Annotated in this window: 14 protein-coding genes and 1 pseudogene; 8 read left to right on the top strand and 7 right to left on the bottom strand. The window is 71.1% G+C overall.

The window, feature by feature from the left end:
• Window positions 1-96 (top strand): annotated as a pseudogene (locus ACFYP3_RS33220) (lytic transglycosylase domain-containing protein); the annotation flags it as partial.
• A gap of 314 nt (window positions 97-410) precedes the next feature.
• Window positions 411-1,754, top strand: coding sequence for a S28 family serine protease (locus tag ACFYP3_RS33215; protein ID WP_388840893.1), 1,344 nt, complete (start codon window positions 411-413; stop codon window positions 1,752-1,754).
• Window positions 1,755-1,885: 131 nt separating this feature from the next.
• On the opposite strand, the gene ACFYP3_RS33210 is transcribed toward ACFYP3_RS33215, so the two are convergent.
• Window positions 1,886-3,007 carry a DUF5937 family protein gene (locus ACFYP3_RS33210; protein WP_388840889.1) on the bottom strand — a complete coding sequence of 374 codons (1,122 nt, stop codon included), beginning with the start codon at window positions 3,005-3,007 and terminating at the stop codon, window positions 1,886-1,888.
• 98 nt (window positions 3,008-3,105) lie between these two features.
• On the opposite strand from ACFYP3_RS33210, the gene ACFYP3_RS33205 reads away from it, so the two are divergent.
• Window positions 3,106-4,425: an MFS transporter gene (locus tag ACFYP3_RS33205; RefSeq protein WP_388840886.1), complete on the top strand. Its 1,320-nt coding sequence runs from the start codon at window positions 3,106-3,108 to the stop codon at window positions 4,423-4,425.
• Between the two features lie 40 nt (window positions 4,426-4,465).
• Window positions 4,466-4,711 carry a TetR/AcrR family transcriptional regulator gene (locus ACFYP3_RS33200; RefSeq protein ID WP_388840896.1) on the top strand — a complete coding sequence of 82 codons (246 nt, stop codon included), beginning with the start codon at window positions 4,466-4,468 and terminating at the stop codon, window positions 4,709-4,711.
• A gap of 172 nt (window positions 4,712-4,883) precedes the next feature.
• Here ACFYP3_RS33200 and ACFYP3_RS33195 read toward each other — a convergent pair whose 3' ends face one another.
• Window positions 4,884-5,426 carry an MOSC domain-containing protein gene (locus ACFYP3_RS33195; protein ID WP_388840882.1) on the bottom strand — a complete coding sequence of 181 codons (543 nt, stop codon included), beginning with the start codon at window positions 5,424-5,426 and terminating at the stop codon, window positions 4,884-4,886.
• Window positions 5,427-5,642: 216 nt separating this feature from the next.
• On the opposite strand from ACFYP3_RS33195, the gene ACFYP3_RS33190 reads away from it, so the two are divergent.
• From ACFYP3_RS33190 to ACFYP3_RS33175, 4 genes are all read left to right on the top strand, one after another.
• Window positions 5,643-5,996 (top strand): hypothetical protein, encoded by a 354-nt coding sequence (locus ACFYP3_RS33190; RefSeq protein WP_388840879.1) that lies wholly within the window; start codon window positions 5,643-5,645, stop codon window positions 5,994-5,996.
• 178 nt (window positions 5,997-6,174) lie between these two features.
• Window positions 6,175-6,786, top strand: coding sequence for a GPP34 family phosphoprotein (locus ACFYP3_RS33185; RefSeq protein ID WP_388840876.1), 612 nt, complete (start codon window positions 6,175-6,177; stop codon window positions 6,784-6,786).
• 93 nt (window positions 6,787-6,879) lie between these two features.
• Window positions 6,880-7,125, top strand: a complete 246-nt coding sequence (locus ACFYP3_RS33180; protein ID WP_388840873.1) for an antitoxin MazE7 — start codon at window positions 6,880-6,882, stop codon at window positions 7,123-7,125.
• A 2-nt stretch (window positions 7,126-7,127) separates the two neighbouring features.
• Complete coding sequence (locus tag ACFYP3_RS33175; protein ID WP_388840871.1) at window positions 7,128-7,508, top strand: toxin Doc; 381 nt, start codon at window positions 7,128-7,130, stop codon at window positions 7,506-7,508.
• A 132-nt stretch (window positions 7,509-7,640) separates the two neighbouring features.
• Here ACFYP3_RS33175 and ACFYP3_RS33170 read toward each other — a convergent pair whose 3' ends face one another.
• The 5 genes from ACFYP3_RS33170 to ACFYP3_RS33150 form a co-directional block, all read right to left on the bottom strand.
• Window positions 7,641-8,534 (bottom strand): phytanoyl-CoA dioxygenase family protein, encoded by an 894-nt coding sequence (locus ACFYP3_RS33170; RefSeq protein WP_388840868.1) that lies wholly within the window; start codon window positions 8,532-8,534, stop codon window positions 7,641-7,643.
• Between the two features lie 38 nt (window positions 8,535-8,572).
• Entirely contained in the window at window positions 8,573-8,980 is a 408-nt protein-coding gene (locus ACFYP3_RS33165) for an ectoine synthase (RefSeq protein ID WP_388840865.1), read from the bottom strand.
• Window positions 8,981-9,055: 75 nt separating this feature from the next.
• Window positions 9,056-10,324 (bottom strand): diaminobutyrate--2-oxoglutarate transaminase, encoded by a 1,269-nt coding sequence (ectB, locus tag ACFYP3_RS33160; RefSeq protein ID WP_388840862.1) that lies wholly within the window; start codon window positions 10,322-10,324, stop codon window positions 9,056-9,058.
• 109 nt (window positions 10,325-10,433) lie between these two features.
• Window positions 10,434-11,021, bottom strand: a complete 588-nt coding sequence (gene ectA, locus ACFYP3_RS33155) for a diaminobutyrate acetyltransferase (protein WP_388840859.1) — start codon at window positions 11,019-11,021, stop codon at window positions 10,434-10,436.
• Window positions 11,022-11,340: 319 nt separating this feature from the next.
• Window positions 11,341-12,555, bottom strand: a complete 1,215-nt coding sequence (locus tag ACFYP3_RS33150) for a hypothetical protein (protein ID WP_388840857.1) — start codon at window positions 12,553-12,555, stop codon at window positions 11,341-11,343.
• Window positions 12,556-13,443: the final 888 nt, after the last annotated feature.

Genomic DNA, 13,443 nt, shown 5'->3' with positions numbered 1-13,443 from the left:
GCCACCCAGATCAAGTGGGGCCTGAACTACATGAACGAGCGCTACGGCAGCCCCGTGGGCGCCTGGAACTTCTGGTCCGCCAACCACTGGTACTAAACCCACCAGCACCCCGGCAGACCCGCCGAAGACGCCCGGCCGGAATCTTTCCGGTCGGGCGTCTTCGCGTCTCCGGACGCGTCAACGAGACTGCCGAGAGTCGAGCCGGCGCTTCGCGCACGAGCTCCCAACCCCCGTCGAGGGTGAGTGTCAGATCCACCGGTCCTCCTTCTCGGACGGGTCTGTGTCGGTGCTCATCACCGCACCTTGATCCATTGAACGGTCCGACCCAGGGCTTGTCTCCCCCCATACGGGGGAGACGCCACCCACGCTCGGGGGATACGCACTCCCCACGCGTCAGGTTGTCTTGGGGTATGAAGCACACGACAAGACATCTGCTCGCTCTGATCCTGATGACCGTGCTGACGACCACCGGGCTGTCCGTGCCGGCGGTGGCGCGGCCGGCGGACGGCGACATCCGGGCCAGGATCGAGGCCGTCCCCGGAATGCGCGTCCTCGCCGAACGGCCCGCCGCCTCCGGCCAGATCGTCCTCGACCTCAGCTACCGCCAGCCCACCGACCATCGGCATGCCGACCAAGGTTCCTTCGACCAGCGGCTGACTCTGGTGCACAAGTCGACCCGGCGCCCCATGGTCCTCTACTCCAGCGGCTACGAGCTCGGACCGTCTCCGAACCGCCTGACCGAACCGACCGAGTTGCTGGACGCCAACCAGATCACCACCGAGCAGCGGTATTTCGGGACCTCCAGGCCTGACGACCCGGACTGGTCCAAGCTCACCATCTGGCAAGCGGCCAGTGACCACCATCGGCTCATCACCGCCCTCAAGAGGATCTACCGCGGCGCGTGGATCTCCGCCGGCGGCAGCAAAGGCGGGATGACGGCCGTATATCACCGTCGCTTCTATCCAGAAGACGTGGCCGGTACGGTCGCCTACTCGGCCCCCAACAACACGGACGACAAGGACGACAGCGCGTACGACGCCCGCCTCGAACAGGTCGGTACCACCGAGTGCCGTGAGGCGATCAAGTCCGCTCAGCGCGAGGCGCTGATACGGCGAGCAGCGATGACAGATCGGTACGCCCGGTGGGCCGAGGGCGAGAACAAGACCCTCCAGACCATCGGCAGCGCGGACCGCGCGTTCGAACTCGCCGTGCTGCGCCTCCCGATGATGTTCTGGATGCACCAACCCGCCGGCGGCTGCGCGTCCGTACCCGCCGCCACATCCACCGACGATGCCCTCTACACCTGGGTCGCCCGGGTGACCCAGCTGCCCGTCTACACCGACCAGAACCTCGCGGCCTTCACGCCGTACTTCTACCAACTGGGCACCCAGCTCGGGTACGCACAGTTCGCCGCTCCCCATCTGGACGGACTGCTGCGCCACCCGGGCGTACAGGAGATGCGCAGCTATGTGCCGCGGGACATCCCCCTGCGGTACCAGCCCTCGGCGATGGCGGACATCGACCGCTGGGTACGCGGGCACGGCCGCTCGCTCATCTTCGTCAACGGCGAGAACGACATAGCCGTCGCCGAACCTTTCCGCCCCGGCAACGGCACCTCCGATTCCTACTTCTTCAATGTGCCCGAGGCCAACCACCACATCTCCATAGCCGGTCTGCGTCCGAACGAAGCCGACCAGGCCACGGCAGCGCTGCGCCGTTGGGCGGCCTCGGGGTACGTGCAGGCCACCCGCTGACGTCGCCGGCACCGTGGCTTCGATCGTCGTGCCCGGCCGGACGGCCACGAGCTCCCTGGCCTGGGCGTCACGGCGGGTACAGGGCGGCCGAGCCGGTCCCGATCGCAGAGGTTGCGGCAGGCCGGGCCCGCTCAGCGCAGCACGGCCGCCAGCAGGTCCGTACCCAGCGCCGTCAGATCGGGCAGGTTGAGGGTGTAACGGACGTAGCGACCGTGCCGTCGGGCCGTGAGCAGGCCCGCCCGGCGCAGGACGGCGAGGTGGCGGGAGACCTCCGGGGGCGACAGTTCCCAGGTGTGGGCCAGCTCGCCGGTGGTGTGCGGGCCGCGGGCCAGGGTGCGCAGCAGTCGCAGCCGTACGGGATGGGCGAGGGCCTCCAGCCGGAGGGTGACCGTCTCCAGCGGTACCGGCTCGGAGGGGCTCGGCTCGGCCACGGGGTACTGGACCACCGGATGCCACCCGGGCGCGTGCACCGCCACCAGGTGCGGGCGGCCGAAGACACTGGGGATGAAAGTGACCCCGGTGCCGTGAGCGGCGGTCGACTTGTCCTGCAGCTTGTCCACGACGATGCAGTCGCCGTCCGCTGCGAGCGTGACCGACCCGGAGACCGACGCGAGCGCCGCCTCGATGCCCTGGTGCCTCAACAGGTCGTTCTTCAGGCGCAGGTCGGTGGCGAGTTCCACGGCGACACCCGCCCAGGCCGCGTCGAAGAAGGCCTCGGCGCACTGTTCGAGGGTCTGGCGCACCCGGGCCCGCACGGCGGCCGGGTCCGCGAGCAGCCGCTCCGCGAAGGCCTCCTGCCGCCCGCCGCGTGCCTGGGCGAGGTCCAGAGCCCGCTCGCGCGCCGCCGCGTCGGTGAGCGGCGACGGCGCCGCCGGCGATGACGACGACGTCGACGGTGACGGGCCGGCGGAAGGGAAGCGGCTGCTGCCGCAGGTGGTGACGAGCGCGGCCGTCACGTACGTCTCGTCGTCGATCCGGTCCACGTCGTCCAACTCCTCCGCGAGGGTCGGCCGGGGCCGGGCGGGGATCAGGAAGTCGGCTTGTGAGGAACGCCAGAGGAACTCCGCCTCCCGCAGGCGCTCGGCCAACTCCGGCCGCAACCGGGCCCAGACATCCCCGGCCCAGCCGGCGAGGTGCGGATGGTGTCCGGGTTCGGCCAGCACGTGCAGCATCGCGGTCAGTTCGGCCAGCGGGGAAGCGGCGAACCGCAGGCGCTCGGACGGCAGTCCGCTGATGTCGATCCTCAACGTCACGCCGTCATCATCACCGCCCGGACGGTCGGCGACGGCACCGGTTGACGAAGTCCGTCAACCCACGTGCCCGGGCCGGCGCCCGAACGCACGTTGACGCCATGACGACCACCACCAAGATCCGGCCCGGCGCCCTCGTCCGCGCCTCCGGCGGCCCCCGCTATGCCGTCGCCCTGCTCGTGGACGCCCTCGGCACCGGCCTGCTGCGCCCCTTTCTGCTGCTCTACGGGGTGACGGCGCTGAGGCTGTCCGCGCCGGCCATCGGCATCGCCATGACGGCCGGCGTCGTCGTGGGCCTGGTGTGCATGCCCGCGGTGGGGCGGTGGCTGGACCAGGGCGCACGCAGCACGGTCGTGGCAGCGTCGATGCTGGTACGCGTACTCGGCGTAGCGCTGCTGCTGGCCACCCCGGCGGGGCGCCTCTGGCCGTTCGCTACGGCTGCGCTCTTCCTCAGCATCGGCAACCAGGCCTGGCCGGCGGCCCATGCGGCGCTTGTGGCCACGGTCGCGCACGGCCGCGATCGCGACACCGCCTTGGCGGCGGGCCGCGCCCTGCGCAACGCCGGCATGGGCGCGGGCGCGCTCCTCGCCACCGCCTGCCTGGCGGGCGGCACCCCCGCCCTGCAGGCGCTCGCCGCGCTCACCGGGCTCGCCTATCTCACCGCGGCGGCCTTGGCGTGGTCGGTCCGGCTGCTCGCACAACCGGCCGCCACCCCGGCGGCGGGCGGGGACGACGGACGGCCCGCACCCCGGATGCGCGCGCTGCTGGCCGCCAACGTGGTCTACGCGTTCTGCCTCAACGTCCCCGAGATCGCGCTCCCGCTGGTCTTGGTGACACAGCTGCACGCATCCCCGGTGTGGTCGGCGGCCATCTTCGTGGCCAACACGGTGCTCGTGGTCACCCTGCAGGTTCCCGTCACCGTCCTGATGTCCCGCTTCTCGCGGCGGACCGTGCTGGCCCTCGCCGGCGTGGTCCTCGCCGTGTCCTACCTCGGCTTCCTCGCTGCGACCGCAGGGGGACACGGCTGGGGCGCCCCGGCCGTCGCGGCGGTGTCCGTGCTCTGCACCGTCGGCGAGATCATCTACGCCGGCAGTGCCACCGCGCTGGTCACATTCCTCGCCCCGGCCCATGTCCTGGGACGCACCCTCGCCCGCTTCGAGCTCTCCACGGGCCTCGGCTTGGCCGTCTCCCCGGCGGTCATCACCGGCCTCGCCCCCCACGGTCCGGCCGCGCTCTGGGGCGGCCTCGCCGCCGCGACGCTCCTCTCCGCCGGAGCCGTCGCCACCGAAGAGGACCGAGGAACGCCGCTCGACGGCCGCGACGGGCATGGCGATCCGGAGCCCGTCCCCCGTGCCGTCGGCGCTACTCGCCTTCCAGCGCCGCCATCAATTGAGGGAGCTTCCCGTCGGCGGTCGTGGTAGTCCCGGCTGCTGACGAGCAGCCGTCGCGGACCCGCAGCACCTGGATGTTGCCACGGAGGTGTTCACCGCTGGCGGAGTCGGGGTGCCGAGCGAGGAGATCGCACGAACCGCCGGGGTCGGCGTCGGTACGCTCCTCAGGCACTTCCCCGCCAAGGAAGCGCTCCTAAAGGTGGTGATGGTGCGCAGGCTGGAGACCACGGCGGCCCGCACCGCCCCGCCGGCCGCCGAATCCGGGCCTGCCGAGGCCTTCTTCGCCTGCTTCCGCCTGGCGGTGGAACAGCCCTAGGGGAAGAGCGAGTTCGCCCAGGCGTGGGCCGCGGCGGGGGTGCACGTACACGCGTCCCTTCAGGAGCCTGCGGCCACGCTGACCCCCAGGCCGGAAGCGGTGCGCATCGGCGGCCTCGACCGCGACGCCCGCGCGGCGGGCGGGCGGGCGAGCGGGAGTCGGGCGGGAGGGGTCAGACCCGCTCGAGGGGTCGGTGCGGACCGCTGGGAAGCTCCGCCCTGAGCGTGTCACCCGGGCGTACGGAGCTGCCCTCCTTCACGACGCACATGATTCCGGCCTTGCGCACGACGTTCCCGGCCTCGTCGCGGCCGACTACCTGCTTCAGCAGTCCGTGCCGGAAGTTGTCTATCTGCATGCAGGGATTGCGCAGGCCGGTCACCTCCAGCACGGCATCGTCGCCGATGTGCAGCAGCGTGCCGACGGGCAGGCCGAGCAGGTCGATTCCACGGGTGGTGATGTTCTCGCCGAGGTCGCCCGGCGCCACCTCGAATCCCTCCGCAGCGACCTCAGCGAAAAGCTCCTCGTGGATGAGGTGGACCTGCCGCAGGTTCGGCTGCGTCGGGTCCTGCGCGACCCGCGAGCGGTGCTTGACCGTCACACCCGCATGGACATCGCCCTCCACCCCGAGACCGGCGAGCAGCGTGATGCTCTCCCGGTTCGGCTTGGTGAACGAGTACTCGCCGTTGCTGCTGACCGCCGTGACCGTCCCGTACATCGTCGGTTCCCCCTCCTCGTGGTGATGATCGGCTACGAGCCTAGCCCGCGGGACCTCAAGGCACGGCCGCGAGAGGGGGAGGGGACCGGAGCCCATCGGCTGGGCGTGGCGGTGACCAAGGGCGAAACTGTGTGGGCGTCGAGCTGCCGGCGTCGGTATCGTCCCGTCTCCGACCAGCCGTACCAGCGGGCCTCCCGCGTTCAGAGAGCGATGCACATGACCGGGCAGCATGCGACGACGACCCTGTGGCGCCCCACCGGCCCCCAGGAGCTGGACCTGGTCCGGGAGCTGAACTGGCGTGCGTGGCCGCCCCGCCTCCCCGAGCAGCCGATCTTCTACCCGGTCCTCAACGAGGACTACGCGATCAGGATCGCCCGGGACTGGAACGTGCAGCACAGCGGTGTCGGTTTCGTGACCCGGTTCGAGGTCGAGTCGGAGTTCCTGAGCCGGTACCCCGTCCAGCAGGCCGGGGGCCGGACGATCCTCGAGCTGTGGGTTCCGGCCGAGGAACTGGACGAGTTCAACGCTCACATCGTCCGCGAGATCCAAGTCGTCCACGAGTTCCGCTGAGGCGGCGCGGCCGGCGCCGCGGCCCTGGTCACCGCCCGACCGCGGCCCTGGCAGCGCACCTCACGGCGCGCGGGGCGGCGAACGGGGCCGACGCGTATGCGCATACACACGACCGTCGGGGGCCGAGTCGATCAATAATGGGCCGGCGACCTGCCTGCACGGTTGAGAGGAGCCCTTGATGACCACACCGCGGGACTTGTTGATCATTGCCCTGGACGCGGGGGCCGATAGCCCCGTCGAACAGGGTGAGCTGTCTCTCGCGCTCGCCGGGGCCGAGGTGATCGACCTCCTCGCGGCCGAGGCCGTCGGGCTGGACGGGGATCACATCGTGCCGGGCGACCAGAGCGCCCAGGCTGATCGCCTGCTGGAGCAGGCGGCCGCGTCGCTCGTTCGGGAAGAGCCGTACGAGTCGGTCGCCGACTGGCTGTGGCGCCGCGGCCGCGGCCTGTCCGATGCCTACCGGGCCGAGCTGGAGGCCGACGGGCAGCTCGTGCGGCAACCCCGCCAGGGGATCTCCTTCCGGGCCGGTCAGCTGGCGCTGGCCGATTCGCCCGCGCGCCGCCGGGCCGCGGACCGCTGGGCAGCGGACGAACCCGTCCTCACCACCCTCGCCGGGGCCTTGGGCGTCGGCGGGAAGCCGACCGAGGACGTCCAGGACGTGGCCGACGACGACGTCGCGACCGTGCTGGCCGCCGTAAGCGACGCGCTGGTGGAACTGGCGTCCGTACGGCAACGGCGAGCGATCGAGGACGCGGCCTTCGACAACATCTGGCGGGGCGGCGGCGGATGACGACAGGGCGACCGCGCTGTGCGGGACCCCGCGCGGCCCGGTGAATTCCCGAAGGGTATTCGCGAGGGTATTCATGCGTGCATACTCGGAGGTATGGCAGATACGACGGTGAAGATCGACTCGGTCACCCGGGACCGCTTCGCGGCGGTGGCCGCCGCACACGGCATGAGCGTGCGCGCCTACCTGGCGGAGCTGGCCATCGAGCAGGAGAACCAGCTCGCGCTCGGCCGGGCGACCGCCGCGTTCCGCGAAGCGGTCTCCCAGCCGGGCATCGCCGAGGCCTTCGACCGCGAGTTCGGCGGGCCGCCGTCGCCCGTGGGCGGACACCGGGCGGCCTGATCTTGCAGCTGCACATCGACATCCGCTGGCTCCTGGACCGGCAGGAGGAGCTCCTCGGCAACGAGCTGGGGGTGTCTGATTACTCCGGTCTGGTGGCCGCGGTCGCGCGGCACCGGGTGAACACCCCGGCGCTGGCGGCCGACGAGCCGGACGCGTACTGGCGGTCGGCGGCGCTGCTGGAACAGATCGTGCTGCTGCGCCCGCTGCCGGCCAGGAACGAGTACTTCGGCTACGGCGTGGCGGTGGCCTACATCCGGGCCGGCGGCCAGGACGTGGACACCGCCTTCGCACCCTGGCGCGACCTGATCACGGACATCCGTACGTTGCGCCTGAGCGTGTACGACGTCGCCGACCGCCTGCGCTCCATGCGACGGGAGCCCTGACCGGCCGGACCCAGCGAGGTCGGACCCAGCGAGGCCGGACCCAGCGAGGTCGAGCCCAGCGAGGTCGGACACGGCGGGAGACCGGAGCACCGGCCCCCCGCCGTGCGTCCTCGCGGCGGCGGAGCGGACGCGTCAGCCCACCGGGGTGAAGTCCTGCGACGCGATGTACCTCGGACGGCGCACCGGCGCGGCGAAAGGAGGCGACGGGCGGTTCTCGACGCTGTTGAAGACGAGGAACACGTTGCTGCGCGGGAAGGGCGTGATGTTGTCCCCCGATCCGTGCATCGCGTTGCAGTCGAACCAGGTGGCCGAGCCCGCCTTGCCCGTGAAGAGCTTGATGCCGCAGGCCGACGCGAACTTGGTCAGCGCCGCGTCCGACGGGGTACCGGCGTCCTGCATCTGGAGGGACTTCTTGTAGTTGTCCTTCGGCGTCGCACCCGCGCAGCCCAGGAAGCTCCGGTGCGAGCCGGGCATGATCATCAGGCCGCCGTTGGTGGGGTGGTTCGGCGTCAGCGCGATGGACACCGACACGGTGCGCATGTGCGGCAGACCGTCCTCGGCGTGCCACGTCTCGAAGTCGGAGTGCCAGTAGAAGCCGCTGGCGCCGAACCCGGGCTTGACGTTGATGCGTGACTGGTGCACGTCGACGAGGTGGACGTCTACCGGGACGAGATGGACCGGCTGCTGCGTGACCCGTCGACGCTGGCCGACGAGAGGTCCATCGTGGAGCCGAACTCCCGCGAAGTGCGCTCCGTGTTCGAGGTCCACCGGATCAGCGAGGTGTTCGCGGCCCTCGCCGCCGATCCGCGCGTCGTGGGGCGTGCGCGGCAGATCCTGGGCTCCGACGACGAGTTCGTCCACGGACAGGAAGCCGTCGCGCTCGAAGCTCTCCAGCTCGTGGGCCCACATCGGGCCCGGTGTGCCGGGCTCGGACCAGACGACGGGGTCCACGCGGCCGGTGAGCACCTCCTCGGAGCCCCGGGTCGGATACAGGTCGTGCACGGTGCGGGTGGATGCGTAGGTCATGGTGGTGCCTGCCTCTCCTCTCTGCGTGTTCGGGTACGTCAGCTGGGCTGGTCGGGTTCGGTGAGCAGCGGGTACACGCCGTTCTCGTCGTGGTCCTCCCGGCCGGTCACGGGAGGGTTGAAGACGCACAGGCAGCGGAACTCCTGCTTCACGCGCAGGGTGTGCCGCTCGTGGCCGTCGAGGAGGTACATGGTTCCCGGTGTGATCGTGTAGGTCAGGCCGGTCTCCTCGTCCTCGAGCTCGGCCTCGCCCTGCGTGCAGACGACGGCCTCCACGTGGTTCGCGTACCACATGGACGTCTCGGTGCCGGCGTACAGGACGGTCTCGTGCAGTGAGAAGCCGACGCGTTCCTTGGCCAGGACGATGCGCTTGCTCTCCCAGGTGCCGGAGGCCGCCTTGACGTGGCGGTCGGTTCCCTCGATGTCCCGGAACGAGCGGACGATCATGGTGGTGCCCTTCGTGGTGCGTACGTGGTGCGGGGTGCGGGGTGCGGGGTGCCTGGCGGGGGTGCGGGGCGCCGGTCAGGCGGTCTCGCGGACGGAGCGGGCGAGGATGCCGAGGCCCTCGTCGAGCTCGTCACGGGTGGCGGTGAGCGGCGGGAGCAGCTTCACGACCTCGCCCTCGGGGCCCGACGTCTCGACGAGGAGACCGTGCCCGAAGGCCCTCCGGCACACCTCCGCGGCGCGCTCCTTCTGCGTGAACTCGATGCCCCAGACCAAGCCGCGGCCCCGGTACGTCGCACCCAGGTGCCCGTGTTCGCCGCACAGCTCGCCCAGCGCGCTCTCGATGCGCGCGCCCTGGACGTGGGTCTGGTCGCGCAGGGTGTTGTCTCCCCAGTAGGTCTCCAGGGCGGCGGTCGCGGTGACGAAGGCCGGGTTGTTGCCGCGGAACGTGCCGTTGTGCTCGCCCGGCTCCCACAGGTCGAGTTCGGGCCTGAACAGGCACAGGGACATGGGGAGCCCGTAGCCGCTGATGGACTTGGACAGCGTGACGATGTCGGGAGTGATGCCGGCCTCCTCGAAGGAGAAGAACTCGCCGGTCCGGCCGCAGCCCATCTGGACGTCGTCGACGATCAGCAGCATGTCGCGGCGCCTGCACAGGTCCGCGAGGGCGCGGAGCCACTCCGCGCGCGCCACGTTGACCCCGCCCTCGCCCTGGATCGTCTCGACGATGACCGCCGCCGGGTGGTTCAGGCCGGAACCCTGGTCCTCCAGCAGGCGCTCGAACCACAGGAAGTCGGGGGTCTGGCCGCCGAGGTAGTTGTCGAACGGCATCGGCGTGCCGTGGACCAGGGGGATACCGGCGCCGGCCCGTTTGAAGGCGTTGCCCGTGACGGCGAGGGAGCCGAGCGACATGCCGTGGAAGGCGTTGGTGAAGGAGACGACCGACTCGCGGCCCTTGGCCTTGCGCGCCAGCTTGAGCGCCGCCTCGACGGCGTTGGTCCCGGTCGGCCCCGGGAACATCACCTTGTACGGCAGTGCGCGGGGTTCAAGGACGTGGGACCGGAAGGTTTCGAGGAAGGCCCGCTTGGCGGTCGTCGCCATGTCGAGGCCGTGCGTGATGCCGTCCCGCTCCAGGTAGTCGAGCAGGGCCCGCTTGAGGACGGGGTTGTTGTGGCCGTAGTTCAGGGATCCGGCGCCCGCGAAGAAGTCCAGGTAACCGCGGCCGTGTTCGTCGTACAGCCGGCTTCCCGTGGCGCGCTCGAAGACGACGGGCCAGGCGCGGCAGTAGCTGCGCACCTCGGACTCCACGGTCTCGAATACGGACAGGACCGGCTCGGTCATGGTCAAGACATCTCTCCAATGAACGTGGGGGTGTTCGGTACGGGTGTTCGTTCGGGGTGTTCGGTGTGTTCGGGGTGGCGGCCCGGAACAGCCGGGACCCGGTGGGGATCCGGGATCAGAAGGGGAGCGGCCCGATGCGGTGCAGGACCTCGGGGGCGTGCCCGTCGTCCGGGAACTCCTCGGCGGCGAACAGCACTTCGCGCGTCAGCGTGGCGCGGTGCCGTGCGGCGTACGAGGCGAAGAGCCGCTCCGACGCGAGGTTTCCGGGGGAGACGGTGGCCTCCAGGAAGCTCAGTCCGTGGTCCGCCGCAACGCGGGCGGAGAGGCCGTCGAGCAGGGCCCCGGCGACTCCCAGTCCGCGGACGGATTCGTCGACGGCGACCTGCCAGACGAGCAGGGTTCCGGGGCTGTCGGGCCGCAGGTAGCCGCTGACGAATCCGACGGCCTGCCCGGACCGGTCGCGGGCCACCGCGGAGGTGCCGGCGAAGTCACGGCACCAGAGGAGATAGCTGTAGGACGAGTTGAGGTCCAGCGTCCCGGAGTCACGGGCCATCCGCCACAGCAGGGGGCCGTCACCCGGGCGGGGTCGGTCGATGTGAGCCGCCGACGTCGTCGATGTCGTCAACGTCGTCGAGGCGGCCGGAGTGGACGGGGTGGGGGGCGGGGTCTTCCTGTAACGGGCCAGTTCTGCATGAGCAGTCATGCGGGCCGAAGTTACCCAGCACCGGACCAAATTGCATGGGCCCAAGGGGTTACGGAACCGGCGGGGCCCGTGATATTCGCGGGCGCCTTACCAGAGTCAGGGAACGCCGAGGAGGGGTGCGTATTCCTGTGCAAAATCGGGATATTTCCACCGCACCTCTGAGTTTATAACGAGCGGATAACGTCTCTGCCGTGTCTCATATGTGCCACTTGAATGTGATCTCTTCGTCCGCCGATCGGGGTTTCGACCGCGGCTGCACGGCAATAAGAGTGCGCCTACCGGCGCGGTGAACACCCTGATGGCACGGACGGCTGCTCCCTCAGTCCTGCCAGTAGAACAACAGGGTGTGGACGTCGAGCGGGGCACGCGCCCCGAAGTAGTAGACGCCGAGGCCGGGGACGCGGATCGACCCGGTGGGGCCGTCGATCCAGCGGAAACCGGCCGCCTCCAGCGCGGCGCGCGCGGCGGGATCGTCCTCGTGGTCGCCGGCGAACCGCCCCAGCGTGCTGACGAAGACCTCGCTCCTGCCGCCGTCCCCGTACCCGATCACGTGGTACGTGCCGCCGCCCTGTCGGTGGGCGTCACCGCAGGAGAGCGGCGGGCGGGGAGCCAGCCCCGCCGCCGCCAGCGCGGCCGAGGCCAGGGCCAGCTGCCGCTCCTCGTCCGGCGGTTGCGGCGGCTCGGTGCACAGGGCCTCGATCCGCCAGCGCGGGTCGCTCTGCTTCTCGCACTCGTGCCCGTACTCGTGCACGATCGCCGCGCGGATCTCCTCGTCCAGACCCTCGACCTCCACCCGGGGCCGCCCCAGCGCCTCGTACACGGCGCGGGTCCGCGCCACGTCATCGGTCAGCCGGTGCAGGGCGTACGCGGCCCACAGTGCCGCGTCGACCGTCGGAGCCTCGGCGAGGTAGGCGCGGAGCCGGTCCGGGCAGGTCAGCAGCGACTGCGCGAGGTGGGCCACCCCCGGGTCCGGGTCGGCGAGCGCGTCGGTGACGTCCTCGCCTGCGCGGTCCCGTATGCGCAAGGCGACGGCCCGGTCCTCCGGCCGCCCGCCGCCGAGCTCCGAGAGCACCGCCTCCGCCCCGTGCCGCTCCACGAGCGCGTCCAGTCCGGCCTCCCCGACCGCCCGGCGGGTCCACCAGTGGCTGAAGGCGAGGGTCGCCAACTCGGCCGCCGCCGTGCGGTCCCCGAGGGCCGCGCGCGCCTGGAGTACCGCCTCCGGCATGCCGTACGCCTCCTCGCGCCGGCGGTCCTCGTCCCGAAGCCAGGGGAGGAGCTCGGCCCGGTCCGACATGAGCTCCAGGAGTGCCTTGCGGACCGTCCCCGAGTCCTCGGTGTCGCGGACGCACGCGAGTAGTTCGCCGACCCGCGCCTGCGGCACCCGACCGACCAGCGCCTCCACGCAAGCCGTTCGCCGCCACCAGGGCTGCGCACCGTCGACGACGCACCGTGCGAGCAGGTCGGGGTCGTACGCCCGCAGTCCGACGGAGTCGGCCTGCCCGGCCGCGGGCGTCAGGGTCTCTATGTTCGGCATCCGGGGATGCTACTGCGCACCCGGGGGTGCTCCGAAGCGCATTATGCGCGGGCCGTCCGGCAGACGGTGCAGCGCGACCGTGCGGCCGCCGGCCCCGCTCGGCGAGCACGCCCAGCAACGGCAGCGAGGCCGAGCGACCCCTCGCGAACGACGCTCGCCCGGGCCCCCGGCTCCGGCAGGCCAGCCGTGGCGCTCCGGCAGAGCGGCGAAGGACACCCGGGCGAGGGCCGGAACGACGCGGCGAAGCGGGCGGACCGGCGTGCTGGGCGTCCATACCTCCAGCGCCCAGGTCAGCCGGGGCAGCAGAAGGGGTCCTCGGCCCCGACGATGCGGCAGGCTCTCCTTGTGCGAGCCGTGCGGCGAAGCCACCCCGATGGTTGCGTACGTCGTGCGGGATGCGGTTCACCTCCCGGCGGCCCGCGAACTGGCCGCGCTGACCGGCGTCCCCCTGCCGGAGCCGCCCGGCACGTGGCCGTGCTGGCGAAGTCCCTGCGCGGAGACTCCCCAGTGGGTACGGCCGGGCGGGCGATCTCAGGTGCCGTGCATGGGCGGTGGGCAGCCAATTCGCTGCCCTACAGGGCTTGTTGGCGGGAGGCGGCCAGTCTCCGGTCATCAGGATCGTGCGCTGATTTCTTAGCACGAGAGGCCAAGTATTCGTTCTGCCGCCGCCAGGAGGACTACAAAGGTCCCAACCGAACCGAACCCGGCGATGGGGAAGTGAGACCCGTCGGCGATCGGAATGATCTCGAAGGCGGTGGGTGTGCGTGCGTGAGTGCAGCAGAATCGAACCGATTGCGGTCAGATTACTTCCGAGGGGCCCGAGTTCCGGCCCCTTCACCTGATACGGGCGGCCATGCTGAAACCCGTGTCGTTTTCCCCGGCGTACGC

This window comes from Streptomyces sp. NPDC005533 (genome assembly GCF_042871845.1).
Lineage (GTDB): Bacteria > Actinomycetota > Actinomycetes > Streptomycetales > Streptomycetaceae > Streptomyces.
The sequence above is the reverse complement of the archived record's forward strand: the minus strand, read 5'-3'. Positions and strand labels throughout refer to the sequence as shown.

What these genes read in the sequence shown, in the direction of transcription:
- ACFYP3_RS33215 (WP_388840893.1), top strand. Translation starts at nt 411, where the DNA reads ATGAAGCACACGACAAGACATCTGCTCGCTCTGATCCTGATGACCGTG.
- ACFYP3_RS33205 (WP_388840886.1), top strand. Translation starts at nt 3,106, where the DNA reads ATGACGACCACCACCAAGATCCGGCCCGGCGCCCTCGTCCGCGCCTCC.
- ACFYP3_RS33195 (WP_388840882.1), bottom strand. Translation starts at nt 5,426, where the DNA reads ATGTACGGGACGGTCACGGCGGTCAGCAGCAACGGCGAGTACTCGTTC.
- ACFYP3_RS33190 (WP_388840879.1), top strand. Translation starts at nt 5,643, where the DNA reads ATGACCGGGCAGCATGCGACGACGACCCTGTGGCGCCCCACCGGCCCC.
- ACFYP3_RS33185 (WP_388840876.1), top strand. Translation starts at nt 6,175, where the DNA reads ATGACCACACCGCGGGACTTGTTGATCATTGCCCTGGACGCGGGGGCC.
- ACFYP3_RS33180 (WP_388840873.1), top strand. Translation starts at nt 6,880, where the DNA reads ATGGCAGATACGACGGTGAAGATCGACTCGGTCACCCGGGACCGCTTC.
- ACFYP3_RS33170 (WP_388840868.1), bottom strand. Translation starts at nt 8,534, where the DNA reads ATGACCTACGCATCCACCCGCACCGTGCACGACCTGTATCCGACCCGG.
- ACFYP3_RS33165 (WP_388840865.1), bottom strand. Translation starts at nt 8,980, where the DNA reads ATGATCGTCCGCTCGTTCCGGGACATCGAGGGAACCGACCGCCACGTC.
- ectA (WP_388840859.1), bottom strand. Translation starts at nt 11,021, where the DNA reads ATGACTGCTCATGCAGAACTGGCCCGTTACAGGAAGACCCCGCCCCCC.
- ACFYP3_RS33150 (WP_388840857.1), bottom strand. Translation starts at nt 12,555, where the DNA reads ATGCCGAACATAGAGACCCTGACGCCCGCGGCCGGGCAGGCCGACTCC.